We start from the raw sequence: 17,855 nt of genomic DNA on the forward strand, positions 1-17,855 counted from the left end.
AGCCGAAGGTCATCGACCTCGACGAAGGGCCGCTTCGAAGTCCGAACCTCCCCGAAGGTCCGAACTCAGGATCAAAATTTGTCGTCGTCAGGCGTCAGGAGCACCGCAGTGTTGCAGTGCTCGACGCAAGGCTAGAAACCGGTTGCCCACACCTGCTCTACCGGAAACGTTCGGCTTCGCGGGCAAGCTCGGTCAACCGTTCACACAACTGTGTGAGCTCTGAACTCTCTGCGCCCTCGGCAACTGCTGTCGCCACATCTTCGGCAGCGCATCGGACCTCGAACATCCGATCCACGAGTTCGACCGCTTCGACTGCGGTCAAGATGACGGCGTCAGCCGGGATCGACGTGCCCTTGACGGCATTGCGCTGCTCGTACGCACGCTGTCGACAAGACTGGCTGCAGTACCGGCGTCGACGACCGACACCGGTCACCGCGACCTCTCGACCACACCACACACACGGGTTTCCCGAACGCGCAGACTGCGGTGATCCGACGCGCGTGCTCTCAGCCATGAATCGACACTGTACTCGAGATTCGGACGCCTTCGATGAACGCGCACGGTACCCGGTAAGATGGAGAGGTTGCGTCTTCTCGCCACACGGGAACCAATCGGGTGCTCGTGGCGTTGTAGATGAGTGTGAGCGTCTACTCCCCAAGTCAGGGCGCCCACCAGCGGTGACGAACGAAGAGAGGACACCACCATGGCAGATCGCGTACTTCGAGGTAGCCGACTCGGAGCTGTGAGCTACGAGACCGACCGTGACCATGACCTCGCGCCCCGTCGTATGGCCAAGTACAAGTGCGAGAACGGCGAGATCTTCGACATCCCGTTCGCGGACGAAGCCGAGATCCCCGGCACCTGGTTGTGCCGAAACGGCCTCGAAGGCACCCTCATGGAGGGGACTGCTCCCGAAGCCAAGAAGGTCAAGCCTCCCCGCACCCACTGGGACATGCTGCTCGAGCGTCGCTCGGTCGAGGAACTCGAAGAGCTCCTCAAAGAGCGTCTCGATTTGCTGAAGGCCAAGCGTCGCGGCGCATGAACTAGCACTTCGATCAAGACCGTCCGGTTCTACACCGGGCGGTCTTTCTCGTTCTTCGGGGAGTGATCGTTCACAAGTCGACGTCATACTTCGGCCCTTCTTCGACGTGGCAACTTCAGGATGCTTCGCGGTCCTCAAAGACACTTCAGGGCAACGTCATTCAGCATCCAGGCGCACTCGCGGGCCGACAGTGCGCAAATCCTGGACTTGCGCTGGAGAACCATCGGCGCTGCTTCGTGCACCAGTGTGAGCTGTATCCCCCACCCCGCGACACACCAAACTTCGGTACACCAAACTTCGATACGGAGTGAACTGGTAGCCCAGTCACCCGGCCGACTGGGGTGTGGGTGAATGATTTGCGGTGCTGAACGGTTCTTCTGCTACTTCCCGGTCACCGAGTGATGCTCTGTGCCGCGGTTCCTTGGCGGAGGCGGGTGATTTCGTTGCGTGATTCGACGACCTGGGGGCTGTCGTCGCCCTTGCTGACAGCTAGGTCGCTGCACAGATCCAGCGCGGCACGAACGATATGTCGTCGTTGGCGACGTTCGGTGCGAGTGGGTGCGGCTTTCGCGTAAGTGCGTTGTTGTCGCCATCCGCCGGCGGCTGTCACCTCGGCGTCGGTCAGGACGCCGGACTCGATTTCCGGGGCGAGAATGTCACGGACGAAGTGGGATTCACGTGGGTGCGCCCAGACGAACGCGATCCACAAGGCAGTGAACGCGAAGACGATGTCGCCGATCATGATGACGAACACGAGCGAACTGCTGCCGCCGGCGATCGCGAGCATGGAATCCCACACGCCGTGGATCAGGATGGGTGCCACGATCAACGCCAATCCGCGTCCGATCCGCCGGGGCTGGGCCGGGGTGCCGATCAGATAGATCACGCCGGCGCAGAAAAGGGCGGTGAACAGGGGATGAGAGACGATGTCGGAGTAGGTGCGGGTGGCGATGGAACCGAGCAGGCCGTCGGTTTGGTGGGCGCCGAAGCCCTGTGTTGCGCCGGCAATCGAGTACAGAAAGTCTTCGCTGGTCTGAAATCCCAAGCCGATGAAAGCACCGAGGAGCAGGCCGTCGGTTGCGGTGCGCACCAGGCGTGGTGCAAGCGCGAGGAGGACTACGATGCCGATGCCTTTGGCGGTTTCCTCCACGAAGGGTGCAGAGAGGCCCGCATGCCAGTCCTGAGCCCATACCTGCCCGAAAATCTTCGAGTAGAGCGAACCGACTGCTCCGTTCGCGGGTACTGCGATAGTGAACGTTGCTGCGGTGGCGCCCCAGATGAAGCCGGTGACCACTAGTCCTACGGGTTGGCGTTCGTAGCGGTCGATGTGCCGGAACCACCATGTCCAGACCGCGGCGCTGATGACGCCGACGATGCCGGCAACGAGGAGTGCGCGCCCGAAGTATCCGGCGAAGGGAGCAAACATCTGCCAGCCTTTGACGAGGCCGAATCCGCACATCCACAGGTATATCCAGAACACGACGTTGCGTGGCTGGAAGAAGTGAAATTTCTCGCCCCAGGCCGTCGTATCGAATGCGCGGGAGCGGGTTTCGAGGAGATCGGTGCTCACTTGGTGTCTCCCTCGTGTGTGCCGATAGAGGCGATCATGTCGGTGATTTCTCGACTGCGGGCGGCGATCTGATCGGGTGGGCCGACTACCTGTACCCGAATTCCCTTGCCGTCGACGACGAATGTGGTCACCGATCCGGCGGACCGCGGAGTGTCAAAGCTGACCTGGACGCCGCTCAGACCCCCGGCGGTGCTGATCGGCTGGCGCGCACCGGAGACCGCAAGCACGGAACTGCCGTTCGTCGCAAGACTCACGGCATCTGTTTGGGAGAGGAGCTCGTCGGCAGTTCCACTGAATGTGTCGGCGTCGACGCTCACGGTGACGGTGCCATCGGTCAACGTCACACGTGGGAGCGAATCGGACGCGCCATGTTGGTCGGTTCGGAAACCACTGTCGACATTCCAGCCCGCAGGTACGGCGAAGGAGACCGTTTCGGTCACGGCCATCCGGTCTCCGGCGCCGGTTGGATCTTCGGAGGAGACAGCGGAATCGATGGCGGGCACGATCACGGTCCAGAGCATCCACACCGCCAAGATCGCGAGGGCGTGTGGGAAGACTCGTGTGTCGAATCCGAGGAAGCGGTGATCCGCTGGTGGACGTGTTCCGTGTAGGGGCTCGTGCTTGTGTGCAGTACTCGAAATAACGCTCAATTTCCCTCGTTTCCATTGCACAGCAGGTGCACTGACTATCGCAGAAACGGACAAATTCCGTGCATCAGCCGGCACCTGCCGGTCATCGAGACGATCGTGCACCAAGTTCCCGTAGGCGCGAGATCACCGAGAGCTCCTAGTCGACTGTGAATCTTCGCATCGCCAGATGTCCGAACACGCCGACCAGAATCAACGTGACGCCTGCGGTCACGGAAACGGAGTCGGTCACCAACCCCGCGATGCCGGTCACGGCTACGAACACCGGCAAAAAGTCGAACAGCCTGAAAATCGACTGCGGTGGTTCGGTTTCGAGGCCCTGAGCCTGAGCGGCCTTGTTCGGCGCATACTCGGGGTACCACTCGGTGAAGGAGATCGCGAAGAAGGTTCCGAGCAACTGCAGAATCCATCCGGTCCAGAAGTTGTCACCGTCGTGCAGCAGTGCGTCTCCGAACAGGCCCACCACGGCCGACCAGGTGAAGGCGAGAGCCCACACCGCCGTAATGACGTAGTTGATGCGCAGAAACAGTGGCGTCGTCCAATACTCTTCAGGCGTCGACTCTTTCGCGTACTGCAAAGTGAAAGGATTGCGGAGCAGGATCGATCCGAAGGCAAAGACCACCAGCGCGATGTTGGTCAGTTCGCCTCCCCAGAGTTCGAACCACCGAATCGTGTTCGCCGACGCGAGGAGGCCGATGGCCGCCAGAACGCCGAAGAACACGACGTCGAAGACCTCCAACAGCTTCACGGTGCCGCCGCGCCGGTGACTGGCCGCCAAGATCAGCAGCGACAACCCGAGGGCTGCGGCCGCGGATTCCTCGAACCTTCCCGGCCCGGAGAGCAAAGACAGCAAGATCCACGGTGACAGGCCGGCGAGCGGTGACTGCAGAACCGCGTCGACGACACTGGTTTTGTGAACTGCATCCCGGGGCTCGGACTTGTCTGGCTCGGTTTTCTCAGGCTCGGTCACAAGAAGCTGCCTTACGCAGGAACGGGTGGCACAGCGAGTACCCGCGTAGGCGCTCCTCGGAACATCGGCAGCCCTAATATCCGATGCTCGGCTCAGATTGCCGCAGTCTCCTCGGGTGAGTGCTCAGCCTGATCTCGGCGCCGGGCCAGCACTGCCATGGCAATCGCGCCGACCGCGATGATGCTGAGCACGATCTCCGGCACCGGACCTACTCGGCTGGCAAGGGTGGAGCTGGTCGAGAGCGGCACCTTCGCCACCAGGGTCGCCGGCACGAACAGGTCGGTTTGCGAAGTCACCGCACCGTCGGGAGCGATGATGGCGCTGACACCACTGGTTGCGGCGACAACGACGGCGCGGCCGTGCTCGACTGCCCGCACACGCGACATTGCCAGCTGCTGATAGGTCATCTCGGTGTCCCCGAAAGTGGCGTTGTTGGTCGGTACCGCCAGCAACTGTGCACCGTTGCGCACAGATTCCTGGAACGCCCGGTCGAACGCCACCTCGTAACAAGTCGCGACACCGATGGGTACCCCCGCTGCATGGACAACGCCGTTGCCCTCGCCGGGAACGAAATTGCCCGCGCGATCGGCGTACGAGGAGAAGTTCCGGAAGAAGCTTCGGTAGGGCAGGTATTCGCCGAACGGCTGAATGATCTTCTTGTCGTGCTGTTCCTGAGGACCGTTGGCGCCGTCCCACACGATCACCGAATTGGTGGTCGTACGATCGGCGTTCACGAGTACGGTGCCGACAAGAATCGGCGCTCCGATCGCTTCGGAGGCCCGGGTGATGTCGGCAGCGGCATCGGCGTTTCGCAGGGGGTCGATGTCCGAGGCGTTCTCCGGCCAGATCACGACGTCAGGCTGATCGACGCGGCCCGCGTCCACCTCGGCAGCAAGTTTCACGGTTTCGGCGACATGGTTGTCGAGGACCTGCTTGCGTTGCGAGTTGAAGTCCAAGCCCAACCTCGGAACGCTTCCCTGAATGGCGGCGACGGTGATCGTTCGATCACCGGAATCCATGGTGGACAAGAACGGCGACACCACGAGAGCAATGATCACGGGCACGAGGGCAGCGGCAACAGCTCCGAAGAATCCTCGGTCCCATCGTTTGGCCGCGACAGCGACTGCAACTGCTGCCAAGCCGGTACCGGTCAGGGCCACCGCGAAGCTGAGCAGCGGCGCACCGCCGACACTCGCAAGAGGGAGGAGCCACCCTTCGGATTGACCGAATGCGAGCCTGCCCCAAGGAAATCCGCCGAAAGGAACGCTGGAACGAAGCCACTCGGTGAGCGTCCAGGTCGCAGCAATCCACAAGGGTGCCCATGGCAACCTCGCCACCAGAACCGCAAGCAGCCCGAACAGTCCGATGAACAACGACTCCACCGCGGCCAACGCGATCCACGGGACCGCACCTACGAACACACCGATCCACGGAAGCAACGGCACCAGAAATCCGAGACCGGCCAAGTATCCGTAACCGAAGCCGGCACGAAGGCGCAGTCCGCCGCGCCCGAAGTTCGTCAACACACACGTCAGAAGAGCGATCCCGACGGGCGCCAAGAACCACAGCGGGCGGGGTGGGAACCCTGCGAAGATCAGGAATCCACCTGCGGCCGCGTACAGCGAACGTAGCCATGCGGAACCGGTGAGCACAGCGCTCACACGGGAGCGATCACCGACAGACGCCTCTGCGCCGGCCTCACTCACTCGACGAGCCGCGCTGATAGACGACGCGTCCGCGATGCACCGACTTGATGCAGACCGGAATCGGCGCATCTTCCGCCAGCCTCGGCAGAGCGGGTACGCGCGAGCGCGGATCGGTAGACCATCGCTGAACCGAGTCGGCGGGTGCGCTCACTTCGAGTTCGCCTGCCTCCCACAACACGTAGGAGGCCGGTGCGCCCGGATTGAGGGTTCCCGCGGCGCCGTCCCGCACTCCGCCCGCGCGCCAGGCGCCGCGAGTTGCCGCGGAGAAGGCCGCACGCGGCGAGATTCCACTTCCGTCGGTGCGGTGCTGGACAGCGGCGCGCAGCATCGCCCACGGCTCGATGGGGGTGACCGGGGCGTCGGAGCTGAATGCGAGCGAGACACCCTTACCGGCAGCAGGTGCAAACGGATTCAACGCTGCTGCGCGCTCTACTCCCAGGCGCGTGGCGTAAAGACCGTCGGTGCCACCCCACAGTGCGTCGAACACCGGTTGGACGCTAGCGATGACACCCAAGGCGGCAAAGGTTTCCGCGTCGGCCATGGACATCATTTCCGCGTGCTCGAGGCGGTGACCCAACGCGGCGACCTTGGGGCCACCCAGTTCGTCGGCGACCCTGCGGAACGCGGCAGCTGCCGACGAGACGGCGCCGTCACCGATGGCATGGAACCCGGCCTGGACGCCCGCGAGGGTACAGGCCCGGATGTGTGCGGCGATCGCGTCGACGTCGAGGTAGGCATTGCCCGTCGAATCAGGTTGGTCTGCATAGGGTTCGAGCAACCACGCGGTATGCGAACCGAGCGAGCCGTCGATGAAGAGATCCCCGCCGAGTCCGTCTGCTCCGGTTTTGTCGAGGAGCGCGCGAGCATCCTCTTCGCTGTCGACACGCTCACCCCAGTAGCCCCGAACCTCCACGCCGTGATCGTGGGCCAACAGTTCCTGGAAATCGGTCAATCCCGAGATGTCCGGTCCCCCGCACTCGTGAACGGCCACGATTCCGCGTGAGGCGCAGAGATCGAGCGCAGCGGTACGAGCAGACGCGCGCTGAGTTTCCGTCAGCAGATTCCGAGCGGCATTGCGCGCCAGGTGGTGTGCGTCGAACGTCAACGGGCCTTCGGCTGAGTATCCAGCGGTGTCGGCGAGGCCGGAGATCCCGTCGCGCAATGCGCTCGAGCACGCGGCCGAGTGAACGTCGATCCGCGAGAGATACACCTTGCGGCCAGGGGCGGCCGCGTCGAGATCTGCGGTCGACGGCGGGGTCTGCTCGGCCCACTCGGTGTCGTCCCAACCGTGTCCCCAGATGACTGCGTCGGGATGGGCAGTTTCGGGGTTCGCGGCTGCGAAGATTCGTACTCGCGAGAGACATTCGTCCAGAGAGTTCGCGCCCACGAGATCGAGGCCGACGAGATTGAGTCCCAGTGCGGTGATGTGGACGTGGGTGTCGACGAACCCGGGAGTGACAAACGCACCACCCAGGTCTTCGATCTCCGCGGCGGGGTGCAACGCCCGTCCGGCGCGCTCGTCGCCGACCCACACGACGGTGCCGTCGGTAATGGCGATCGAGGTCGCATCAGGTGCAAATGAACTGTAGATCCGGCCGTTGACCAGCAGACGAGTAGTCACGAGCACCCAGTCTGCCTGTTAGTACTGCGGCCCCCGCGAACGGGTGGGTGTATCCGTGTCCAGAATCTCACCCTCGAGGACGAGTTCCTTGCCGTTGCTGGCGACGTACTCGGTGGTTTCGGGTGTCTCGACGATGATCTCGCCGTCGATCACCTCGCCGTTTCCGCGCATCCGCGCCGCGTAGCCGACGGTTCCGGCGAAGGCGTCACCACCGGCGGCAAATGCTGCTGCGCGCTTACCTGCCAGGAGCACTGCAAGCGGGCGCAGCGCCCAGCGGGTCGGCGGAATCAGAAGCAGCAGGCCCAGAACCGAAGTCACGAGTCCGGGTACGAACATCAACGCGGAGCCCGCCGCGACCAGGGCGCCGTCGGCGACCGCCAGTGACGGCGATCCCTCACCCCGCGTGGCCTTACGGAACCCGTCCATGACCCGTCGCCACTGCGAGCGCATGAGGATCAATCCGACAAGCGATCCGGCGAGAAACAGCAGCACTGTCCAGGCGACACCGATGGCGTTGCCCACGATGACCAAGGCTGCGATCTCGACGATCACGTAGAGGAGAAATACGGCGGCGATCATGACGTCCCCTTTCAGACGGTCTATTCGTTCAACGCTCGAGGGGCCGGTTTTTCTCCCGACAACGACGCAGAGGTGCAAAACAGGTGGGTGCCGTGAGTCACACGGGCCTTCTCTCACGCACGTGCGACTTGCCTGGCGTTAACTAACGCTCCGCTAACGATTCTAAACCTCAAGTTGACGTTGAGACTCTGCGCATGGTCAAGTCACTTCGGGCCGCATTTCCCGGCCTCATGAAATGAAGGAGCCCGACATGAGCCGACTCCCCGGCAAGACACTCGCCCGACGCATTCCCGCTGCCATCGCCGGCACTGCCGCCGTCGTGGCACTCACCGCCGGCAGCGCGATGATCAGCGCGGGAACCGCGGCCGCAGAACCGGTAGTACCCGAAGGGATTGCCGCACTGATCGCGCAGGCCGCAGCCATCTCCCCCGAAGCCTCTGCTGCTGTTCAGCAGTTGATCGGCACGGCAGGCGCTGATCAGATCACGACCGCTCTCGATCTCCCGGACATCGGCGTCACCAAGCCGCAGTCGTTCATGTACCCCGCACCGACGGTCGGGTGTGGCGTGGCCGGTGAACCCGTCACCGTAACCCTCAGCTCCGCACAGGCCGGTCCGAACTTCCCGTTGCCGCCGTGGGTCGAGGCCGACCATCTCCGTTTCCAGGCAATCCCGGGTTACGTCGGCATACCCAAGACCTCAGGGTTGAGTGTTGCCTGGATCAACGTCGGCACGTTCAAGGGCGGCATCGTCCCGTTGGACGAGAAGTTGCCCGTACTCGATACGCCGTTGCTCTCGAAGGTCGTCGACACCGGTGACGGCAAGGTGTTTGCCGCTCTGTTCGGCAATGTCGATTACGCAGACGGGAAGACCTGCATCGTGCTGCCAACAGTGGGCGCTTTTGATGCTTGAGCAGAGCGAAACGCTCGCTGCCTGACAGACGGCTGGCCTACGCGCCCGGAGTCACCAGTCCGGTCTCGTAGGCCAGCACCACAGCCTGCACACGATCACGCAGATCGAGTTTGGTGAGAATGCGTCCGACGTGCGACTTGATCGTCGATTCGGACAGGTACAGCTGCTGTGCGATCTCGATGTTCGACAGTCCCGTGGCCACGTGTCCGAGGACTTCGCGTTCGCGTTCGGTCAGGACGTCGAGAACCACCGGATCGCGCCGGGGCGCCGGACCGTCCACGATGAACCTCGACAGCAGACGACGTGTCACCTTCGGGGAGACAACCGCGTCACCGGCTGCCACGCTGCGGATAGCCGACACGAGGTCCTCGGGCGGGGTGTCTTTGAGAAGAAAACCACTCGCTCCGGCACGCAAGGCACCGAGAGCGTGTTCGTCCAGGTCGAACGTCGTCATCACCAGGACCCTGGATTCGATCCCGGACGCAAGAATCTGCTCCGTCGCTTTCACCCCGTCGACAATCGGCATCCGCACATCCATCAACACGACGTCAGGCTTCAGCGCCACCGCCGCTGCGACCGCCGCGGCTCCGTCACCGGCCTCACCGATAACCGAGATGTCTTCATGTGCTTCGAGCACCATGTTCAGGCCCATCCGCATGAGTTCCTGGTCGTCGACTAGCAGCACGGTGATGGGCACGGCGTAAACCTATCGGGCCTGAGACGTCGGTGCCAATGCGATTGCGGCGAGCCGGTATCAATCGTGGATCTCGAGCGGCAGCTCTGCGTACACACGCCAACTGCCGTCGGGGCGTCGTCCGGTCTCGAGTGTCCCGTGCAGTACCGCCACCCGCTCACGCATTCCGACCAGTCCATTCCCCGAACCGTGGGAGAAGGTCGAACTCGACGTTCCGTTGTCGACGACCTCGAGCAGCACCGCGGTGTCGGTGCGGCGCACGGTGACTCGTGCCTTCGGATTTGCGCCGGCGTGACGGAGGACATTGGTCAGTGACTCTTGGACCAGGCGATGAATTCCCAGGCTGACTGAAGGACTGACGTCGTCGAGCTCGCCGGTCAGCTCGAGGCGCACGCCGAGACCAGCGGCACGCATCATCTCGACGACCTTGGCGATGCCGGCCGTTCCGTGTTGCGGCATCAAATCGCTACTGACCTCGGTGCGCAAAAGCGAGACGGTCCGGCGAAGCTCGGCAAGGGCGTCGCGTCCGGTGCTGGAGATGTTGCCGAGCGCCTTCTTGGCCAACGCGGGATTGGAATCGACCGCATACGACGCGCCGTCCGCCTGGACGATCATCACGCTGACCGCGTGGGCGACGACATCGTGGAGTTCGCGGGCGATTCGGGTTCTTTCCGTGGCCACCGCATCCTCGGCACGCCGATCCCGTTCGTATTCGGCCACTTCGAGTCTGGCGGCCACTTCCTCGTCGTAGGCGCGGCGGGCGCTCAAGAACTCGGCGGTGATCCAGGCCAGTGCATAGAGCAGGGTCGCAATGATGATCGTGAGGATCACGTCTTCGCGGATGACGAGCAACGAGAGTGTCATGTCCAGGGCAAGGAAGCACGCAAAAATCGCCCCGGTGCGTCGATCGACATACGCAACGAGTGTGTAGAGCGAGACCCCGAGCGCCAACAGGCCTGGATGTTCCGCAGCCGGATCCCCTGTCGCCCACATCATCAAGGTTGCGAAGTACGACATCGACAAAATGGACGCAGCGGACACACGCGGATATTTGCGACGCCACACGACGGGAAGGCAGATCAGAAATCCGACGACGAGCTGAGGCCACCGCTCCTCACGCGGCGAACTGACGAACGTAACTACCTCGAGCGCGAAGAACACGAGCGCCAGCGCGCTGTCCGCGATCATCGGCTTTCCTCGCAGCCACAGGCTGAACCTCCGCATGTGCTCAAGAGTGTCACAGCTGTGAAAGAGTCACCGCCGTGGATATTGCTGATTGGGGACTGCTGATGACGGCAGCGACGGCGGCGGGTTGGGTCGACGCCGTGGTCGGCGGCGGTGGATTGATTCTGTTGCCGGCGCTCTTTCTGGTCGCCCCGCAATTGACCCCACAGGCGGCACTGGCCACCAATAAATTGACGGCATTCACCGGGACGAGTGCTGCGGTGTACACGTTCTCCCGTCGAATCCCGATGGAGTGGCGGCAGATGGCGCCGGCAGCCGCGTTGGCTGCGGTGACGGCCGCGTGCGGGGCGGCGGCCGTTTCGCTGATCGACAAGAAGTACTTCATTCCGATCGTGATGGTCGTCCTCGTCGCCGTCGCCGTCTTCGTGACCATGCGTCCGACGCTGGGCACCACGATCGCGACCCATCGTCCGACGCAGCGCAAGACCGTCCTCGTCCTGCTGCTCTCCGCCGGACTCATCGGCCTCTACGACGGTCTGCTCGGACCCGGCACCGGCACCTTCCTCATCATCAGCTTCGCGACCTTCCTCGGAACCGAATTCGTTCGGAGCGCAGCGATGGCGAAGGTGATCAATCTCGGTTCCAATTTCGGCGCGCTCGCCTACTTCGCCGTCACCGGGCATGTCTGGTGGAGTTTGGGTTTGGCGATGGCGGTGTGCAACGTTCTCGGCGCGGTCATCGGTTCGCGGATGGCGCTGAGCAAGGGATCCGGATTCGTGCGGATCACGCTGTTGGTGGTCGTGATCGCCATGGTGATTCGCCTCGGATGGCAGCAGTTCGGCTGAGATCGGCGGTCGTCGGCTAGCGTCGTGTGCGTGACCGTCACCCGAGATGTCGATGCAGATTTCCTCGCCCTCCCGCTGCGAGCTGTCGCTGATGCGGCGCTGTCGGCAGCGAGAACGGCCGGCGCCCAGCACGCCGATGTTCGTGTCCACCGCGTGCTCACACAGTCGATCCGCTTGCGCGACGGCGTAGTTCAGGCGGTGTCCGACGGAGACGAGATCGGGGTCGCCGTCCGTGTGATCGTCGACGGCACGTGGGGATTCGCCTCGCACGCCGAGGTGTCCCCCGATGTCGCTGCTGCGCTGGCACGCCAAGCGGTCGAGGTCGCGAAGGCATTGCGCTCGCTCAATCGGGATCCGGTCACCCTCGCCGACGAGCCCGTCTACGCCGACGCGACGTGGGTGTCGCCGTACCTCGAAGATCCCTTCGCGACACCGACGGCCGAGAAGGTAGGCCTGCTGGTCGACTACTCCGGACGGCTTCAAGCCGCCGACGGCGTGGATCACGTAACGGCGAGTGTCCTCCAGGTCAAGGAGCAGACCTTCTACGCGGATCTGGCCGGTTCGTCGATCACCCAGCAACGGGTGCGTCTGCACCCCGAGTTCGAGGCGACCGCCGTCGACAAGTCGGCCGGCAGCTTCGAATCGATGCGCACCTTGGCGCCGCCGGTAGGCCGCGGATGGGAGTACCTCGGGGCGGAGAGCACATGGAACTGGGGCGATGAGCTCGCGCAGATCCCGGAGTGGCTGGCCGAGAAGACCAAGGCACCGACCGTCGAAGCAGGTCCGACCGACCTCGTGATCGATCCGACCAATCTGTGGCTCACGATCCACGAATCCATCGGACACGCCACCGAATACGACCGCGCGATCGGCTACGAAGCGGCCTACGCCGGTACGTCGTTCGCGACGCCGGACAAGCTGGGAACGCTGAAATACGGAACGCCACTCATGCACGTGACCGCCGACCGAAACGAAGAGCACGGCCTGGCCAGCGTCGGATTCGACGACGACGGCGTCGCCTCTCAACGGTGGGATCTGGTGGCAGAGGGAACACTGGTCGGGTATCAACTAGACCGCGTGTTCGCGCCGAGGCTGGGGCTGACGCGTTCCAACGGTTGCTCGTACGCCGACTCCGCACATCACGTTCCCATCCAGCGAATGGCCAACGTCTCGCTCTCCCCCGACCCTTCTACGGACACCTCGACCGCAGACCTGATCTCGCGAGTCGAGAACGGCATCTACGTCGTCGGTGACAAGTCCTGGTCGATCGACATGCAGCGCTACAACTTTCAGTTCACCGGTCAGCGGTTCTTCAAGATCCGTGACGGAAAGCTCGACGGTCAGGTGCGCGACGTGGCGTATCAGGCGACGACGACGGATTTCTGGGGCTCGATGGAAGCCGTTGGCGGTGAGTCGACCTGGCGCCTGCAGGGCGCGTTCAACTGCGGCAAGGCGCAACCCGGTCAGGTTGCGGCGGTCAGCCACGGCTGCCCGTCCGCTCTGTTCCGCGGAGTCAACATCCTCAATACTCGTTCGGAGGCTCAGCAGTGATCGATCCGCAGCAGGTCGTCGAGCGTGCATTGGCCGCGAGGACGGTAGACGAATCGTTGGTGATCGTGACCGATGCTAGTGAGGCGTCGCTGCGGTGGGCCAACAATTCGATGACCACCAACGGAGTTTCGCTGTCCCGGACGTGGACGGTGATCTCGATCGTGCGCGAGGGTGACATCGCGAAGGTGGGCACTGTCAGCTCCAGCAGTGTCGATCCGGAGCAGATTTCCGCGCTCGTACATGCAAGCGAAGAAGCTGCGCGCACAGCCACTCCGGCTGACGACGCGTCCGACCTGATCACGCAGTCGGCGGCAGAGACCGACTGGGACCTGCCGGCCGCCCTGACCGACATCGGTGTCTTTGCGCCGTTGGCTGCCGACCTGTCCACGGCCTTCGACGGCGGCGACCAGTTGTTCGGCTTCGCTCACCACCAGTTGCACACCACCTGGCTCGGAACCTCGACGGGCGTGCGACGTAGAACGGCTCAGGCCACCGGCTCCGTGGAGATCAACGGCAAGCGCGGCGACGCCAGCGCCTGGGTCGGATCCGGAACTGTCGATTTCAGCGATATCTCGATACCGAAGCTCTTGTCGCAGTTGACCACTCGACTCGACTGGGCGGGTAACTCCGTCAGTCTGCCTGCCGGCCGCTACGAGACAATTCTTCCTCCGTCTGCTGTGGCGGACCTGATGATCTATCTGATGTGGACCATGGAGGGTCGCGGCGCCGAAGAAGGCCACACCGCACTGTCCACCACCGGTGGAACCCGGATCGGCGAGAAGCTCGGATTGCCACTGACACTCACCTCCGACCCCGGCGCCGAGGGCTTGCAATCCGCGCCGTTCGTGATCACGACGTCGTCGAGTGAATCCGTCTCACTGTTCGACAACGGTATGGAGATCGAACCCGTCGACTGGGTCCGAGACGGCGTCGTCAATGCGCTGGCGTACCCGCGCCACGCTGCACGAGAATTCGGTCGACCTGTCGCAGTTCCCGGCGACAATCTCATCCTGACCGGTGGTGACGACACCTCGATCGAGGACATGATCGCAGGTACCGAGAAGGGTCTACTGCTCACAACCCTCTGGTACATCCGTGAGGTGGATCCGACGACGCTGCTGTTGACCGGACTCACCCGTGACGGGGTGTATTTGATCGAGGACGGCAAGATCGTCGGCGCCGTCAACAACTTCCGTTTCAACGAGAGTCCACTCGATCTCCTGCGGCGGGTCACCGAGGCTGGACGTACTGAGATCACGCTTCCCCGGGAGTGGAAAGATTGGTTCACCCGCACGGCCATGCCGCCCATGCGGATTCCCGACTTCCACATGTCCTCGGTCAGCCAGGCGCAGTGATGACGAAGGTCGTGATCGCCGGCGGCACCGGCGCTCTCGGCCGCCGGATCAGCGACGATCTCGCGGACCGTGGGTATGACGTCGTGGTCCTGACTCGCTCACCGAAACCTGGCAGGCACAGGCAGGTTCAGTGGGACGGTGTCACGGTGGGCGACTGGGCGGGAGAACTCGGCGGCGCCGCGATGATCAATCTGGCCGGCGAGTTGGTCGATCGCCGACCCACCCCGGCAAACATCGCACTACTCACCAACTCCCGGGTCGATCCGACCCGCGCGCTGGTCGAAGCGTCGAAACTACTGGCGAACCCTGTTCCGGTGTGGATCCAGGCGAGCACGCTCGCGATCTACGGCGATGCGGGTGAGGCACGATTGGACGAGGATTCTCCCCTCGCTGACGGGCCACCTCAGATGACCGACGTCGCAAAGGACTGGGAGGCAGCGGTCGAGGGTGCAAACGCGTCACGAGTGGTGATCCTGCGAACCAGTGTCGTGTTGGAGAAGGGCACACCGGCGCTCGAGCGATTGCTGTTGCTCGTGCGTCTCGGACTGGGCGGACGCGTCGCCTCGGGTAGGCAGTGGACCAGTTGGATTCACATCGAGGACTGGCTGTCGATCGTTCGTTGGGCACTCGAACCCGTTTCGGCTGCCTCGGGGGTGGTCATCGCGACGGCTCCGGATCCCGTCCGAAACTCAGAGCTGATGGCCGGGCTGCGCAAGCACCTTCACCGGCCACCTGCGCCGCCGACGCCCGCTTTCATGGTCAGATTCGGCGCGTTCCTTCTTCGCAGCGACGCTGCCCTGGGCCTGACGGGTCGTCATGCCGTATCGAAAGTGTTGGCGGACAAAGGCTTCCCCTTCACGTATCCGCGGTTCGATTCAGCGTTGGACGATCTGCTCGGCAACTGACGCGTGGTCAGGCTGCAGTGATGGCAAGTCCGATCGTTCCGGTCTTGCCGCGGCGCAGGAGACTGCCTTTCATGGTGATCCAGCCGAGGATTCCGTACCGACGTGCTATCGCGTCGCGAGCATGATCGGTGCCCGGTCCGTCGAGGATCTCGGCGACGGCGGCCACCGGTTCACCCTTGGGATTTCCCCGAGCGTCACACGCAGCGACGGTGACCGACGGGTTTCGCCTGATGCGCTTGACCTTGTAGGAATCGGTGACGGTCCACATCAGGAGCTTGTCGCCGTCCGGCGCGGCCCAGAGTGGAGTCGCCACCGGAGTTCCATCCTTGCGGAAGGTCGTGAGTAGGACGTACTTGGCCTCGGAGACGCGCTTGAAGTCGGGGTTCACTCCTCGAGGATAGGTGCGAGCGCCTCTCGCTGAACACCGACAAGATTCCGCGACTATCTGGTGACCGATCAGTACCACCCAGGAAGTGCCACTTATGCACGTTTTATCCGGTTCTTCATGACTTCAGACACGCCGTTTCGTCCCCGAACTCCATCTCGAGTTATTCTGAGGCAAACCGTCGAACTGGGGAGTCGAATTTACACATGCAGCGCCGTGACATGCAGCGTCGTGACTTTTTCAAAGCCGCCGGGGCGGGGGCGGCAGTTGCAGCCGCGGCGCCGCTCATGTCGACGTCGACCAGCCACGCCACCCCCGCACCACTGCGGGCGCTCCCGATGGGTGCTGATCACTACCGCGCGCTCGTCCCCGAGTTGTTCGCACCATCTCCTACTCCCCCGGAGCATTCCGAAGCCATCGTCATCGGGTCCGGATTCGGCGCAAGCGCCACCGCCCTCCGGTTGGCGCAGAGCGGCACCCAGATCACCATCCTCGAACGCGGACTTCGGTGGCCGCATGATCCGCAACGGGAGATTCACACCTCCGACATGCTGGCCGACGGCCGCGGAGTCTTCCGGCGAACATCGTTCACCAACCTCACCGGACTCCCCGTGGCGTGCGACTACTTCAGCGGCGTCCTCGATGCCACCGACTACCAACACATCTCGGTCTGGCGCGGCGCTGCAGTCGGCGGTGGTTCCATCATCTTCACCGGCGTGATGATCGCGCCCGAGCGCCGATTCTTCGACGCAGTCTTCGGCAACTCCCTCGACTACGACGAGATGGCGTCCACCTGGTACCCCAAAGTGCGCCAGATGCTGCGTCTGAGCCCGTTGCCCGAAGACATTTACCAAACCCCGAACTTCGGTCACTCGCGTCGTTGGGATCAGGACGCTCGTCGTGCCGGATTCGATCCGCAGCGGATCGACGGGATCTGGAACTGGGACGTGGTGCGCTCAGAACTCGACGGCCGAACCCGAGCCTCGGCCACTGTCGGTGACAGCAACATGGGTAACTCCAACGGCGCGAAGTTCGACCTCACACAGAACTACATTCCCGCCGCCGAAGCCACCGGACGAGCCACCGTCTGTTACGGACATCAGGTGCTCGCGATCAGTCGCGAACGTGATGGACGCTACGTCGTCGACGTCGAATCGACGGATCCGACGGGTGGCGTTCTGGCCCGGAAGACTCTTACCTGTGACCGTCTGTTCCTCGGCGCCGGCTCGATCGGCACCTCCGAACTGCTGGTACGCGCCCAGGCGACGGGCGCGCTGCCCAACCTCAACGAACACGTCGGTAAGGGCTGGGGAACGAACGGCGACGCCGGGATGGTGCGCTCGTTCGGCTTCAGTGACGGCACTGCGCAAGCCGCACCGTCGGCATCACGCATCGTCGACGAGTCGGGAATGCCACTCTCCCTGGAAAATTGGTACGTCCCCGGCCTACCCGTCAACATCGGCATGCTCGGAACCTTGGGGATGACCCTCGACTCGCAGCGCGCCGACTTCGCCTACGACGGCGGCTCCGATCGGGTGGTGCTGAACTGGCCGAAGAACGGCAACGACGCCACCGTCGAGGCACTACGCGCCGTCCAGAACAAGATGGCCTTCGCCGGCACCACGCTGCCGTCGGCATTGCCGTTCGCGAAGGACGTCAATTCCTCGTTCACCGCGCATCCCCTCGGCGGTGCGGTTCTGGGCAAGGCCACCGACGGTTACGGGCGAGTCAAGGGCTACGACGGCCTGTACGTGATGGACGGCGCCGCTATTCCGGGCAGCACCGGCACCGTCAACCCGTCACTGACCATCACTGCCCTGGCGGAGCGGAACATCGCTCAGATCATCAAGTCCGGACGCTGACTCACTTCAGCGCCCGGATCTGCCGGTG

At 63.5% G+C, this 17,855-nt stretch carries 17 protein-coding genes; 7 read left to right on the forward strand and 10 right to left on the reverse strand.

Annotation, left to right across the window (positions count from 1 at the left end; genetic code table 11):
- Positions 1-157 precede the first annotated feature (157 nt).
- Positions 158-514: a hypothetical protein gene (locus GN300_RS25770; RefSeq protein ID WP_042450945.1), complete on the reverse strand. Its 357-nt coding sequence runs from the start codon at positions 512-514 to the stop codon at positions 158-160.
- 189 nt (positions 515-703) lie between these two features.
- Here GN300_RS25770 and GN300_RS25775 point away from each other — a divergent pair, with 189 nt between their 5' ends.
- Positions 704-1,042 carry an RNA polymerase-binding protein RbpA gene (locus GN300_RS25775; protein ID WP_003944971.1) on the forward strand — a complete coding sequence of 113 codons (339 nt, stop codon included), beginning with the start codon at positions 704-706 and terminating at the stop codon, positions 1,040-1,042.
- Positions 1,043-1,433: 391 nt separating this feature from the next.
- Here the strand turns inward: GN300_RS25775 and GN300_RS25780 are convergent, their stop codons facing one another.
- The 6 genes from GN300_RS25780 to GN300_RS25805 all read right to left on the reverse strand — a co-directional run bounded on the left by GN300_RS25780 (position 1,434) and on the right by GN300_RS25805 (position 8,135).
- A complete protein-coding gene (locus GN300_RS25780) occupies positions 1,434-2,612 on the reverse strand; it encodes a PrsW family intramembrane metalloprotease (RefSeq protein ID WP_003944910.1) in 1,179 nt (392 codons plus the stop codon).
- The gene (locus GN300_RS25785; RefSeq protein ID WP_225320033.1) at positions 2,609-3,262 is read right to left on the reverse strand and encodes a hypothetical protein; all 654 of its coding nucleotides are present in this window, start codon (positions 3,260-3,262) and stop codon (positions 2,609-2,611) included. The genes GN300_RS25780 and GN300_RS25785 overlap by 4 nt, the downstream gene beginning before the upstream one ends.
- A gap of 136 nt (positions 3,263-3,398) precedes the next feature.
- A complete protein-coding gene (locus GN300_RS25790) occupies positions 3,399-4,229 on the reverse strand; it encodes a hypothetical protein (protein WP_047270554.1) in 831 nt (276 codons plus the stop codon).
- A gap of 92 nt (positions 4,230-4,321) precedes the next feature.
- A complete protein-coding gene (gene lnt, locus GN300_RS25795) occupies positions 4,322-5,890 on the reverse strand; it encodes an apolipoprotein N-acyltransferase (protein WP_063316713.1) in 1,569 nt (522 codons plus the stop codon).
- A gap of 37 nt (positions 5,891-5,927) precedes the next feature.
- Entirely contained in the window at positions 5,928-7,562 is a 1,635-nt protein-coding gene (locus GN300_RS25800; protein ID WP_063316394.1) for an amidohydrolase, read from the reverse strand.
- A gap of 12 nt (positions 7,563-7,574) precedes the next feature.
- On the reverse strand, positions 7,575-8,135 hold the full coding sequence (locus tag GN300_RS25805; RefSeq protein WP_003944915.1) for an FxsA family protein: 561 nt from the start codon (positions 8,133-8,135) through the stop codon (positions 7,575-7,577).
- Between the two features lie 250 nt (positions 8,136-8,385).
- Between GN300_RS25805 and GN300_RS25810 the strand changes: the two genes are divergently transcribed.
- Positions 8,386-9,045, forward strand: a complete 660-nt coding sequence (locus GN300_RS25810; RefSeq protein ID WP_003944837.1) for a hypothetical protein — start codon at positions 8,386-8,388, stop codon at positions 9,043-9,045.
- Between the two features lie 37 nt (positions 9,046-9,082).
- Here GN300_RS25810 and GN300_RS25815 read toward each other — a convergent pair whose 3' ends face one another.
- Both GN300_RS25815 and GN300_RS25820 read right to left on the reverse strand, forming a co-directional pair.
- Positions 9,083-9,742 carry a response regulator transcription factor gene (locus GN300_RS25815; RefSeq protein ID WP_003945024.1) on the reverse strand — a complete coding sequence of 220 codons (660 nt, stop codon included), beginning with the start codon at positions 9,740-9,742 and terminating at the stop codon, positions 9,083-9,085.
- A gap of 57 nt (positions 9,743-9,799) precedes the next feature.
- On the reverse strand, positions 9,800-10,927 hold the full coding sequence (locus GN300_RS25820) for a sensor histidine kinase (protein WP_082845803.1): 1,128 nt from the start codon (positions 10,925-10,927) through the stop codon (positions 9,800-9,802).
- Between the two features lie 74 nt (positions 10,928-11,001).
- Between GN300_RS25820 and GN300_RS25825 the strand changes: the two genes are divergently transcribed.
- From GN300_RS25825 to GN300_RS25840, 4 genes are read left to right on the forward strand one after another with little or no spacing between them, the layout of a single operon-like run.
- The gene (locus GN300_RS25825; RefSeq protein WP_030536361.1) at positions 11,002-11,769 is read left to right on the forward strand and encodes a TSUP family transporter; all 768 of its coding nucleotides are present in this window, start codon (positions 11,002-11,004) and stop codon (positions 11,767-11,769) included.
- A gap of 30 nt (positions 11,770-11,799) precedes the next feature.
- Positions 11,800-13,320 carry a TldD/PmbA family protein gene (locus tag GN300_RS25830; RefSeq protein ID WP_003944822.1) on the forward strand — a complete coding sequence of 507 codons (1,521 nt, stop codon included), beginning with the start codon at positions 11,800-11,802 and terminating at the stop codon, positions 13,318-13,320.
- Positions 13,317-14,675, forward strand: coding sequence for a metallopeptidase TldD-related protein (locus tag GN300_RS25835; protein ID WP_058226726.1), 1,359 nt, complete (start codon positions 13,317-13,319; stop codon positions 14,673-14,675). Before GN300_RS25830 ends, GN300_RS25835 begins: the two co-directional genes overlap by 4 nt.
- Positions 14,675-15,580 (forward strand): TIGR01777 family oxidoreductase, encoded by a 906-nt coding sequence (locus GN300_RS25840; protein WP_063316392.1) that lies wholly within the window; start codon positions 14,675-14,677, stop codon positions 15,578-15,580. The genes GN300_RS25835 and GN300_RS25840 overlap by 1 nt, the downstream gene beginning before the upstream one ends.
- Positions 15,581-15,587: 7 nt before the next feature.
- On the opposite strand, the gene GN300_RS25845 is transcribed toward GN300_RS25840, so the two are convergent.
- Positions 15,588-15,968 carry a PPOX class F420-dependent oxidoreductase gene (locus tag GN300_RS25845; protein ID WP_054188250.1) on the reverse strand — a complete coding sequence of 127 codons (381 nt, stop codon included), beginning with the start codon at positions 15,966-15,968 and terminating at the stop codon, positions 15,588-15,590.
- A 203-nt stretch (positions 15,969-16,171) separates the two neighbouring features.
- On the opposite strand from GN300_RS25845, the gene GN300_RS25850 reads away from it, so the two are divergent.
- Positions 16,172-17,827: a GMC oxidoreductase gene (locus GN300_RS25850; RefSeq protein ID WP_082845784.1), complete on the forward strand. Its 1,656-nt coding sequence runs from the start codon at positions 16,172-16,174 to the stop codon at positions 17,825-17,827.
- Positions 17,828-17,855 lie beyond the last annotated feature (28 nt).

It is taken from the genome of Rhodococcus sp. Ni2 (assembly GCF_021352185.1).
In the GTDB taxonomy this organism is placed as follows: Bacteria; Actinomycetota; Actinomycetes; order Mycobacteriales; family Mycobacteriaceae; genus Rhodococcus_F; species Rhodococcus_F qingshengii.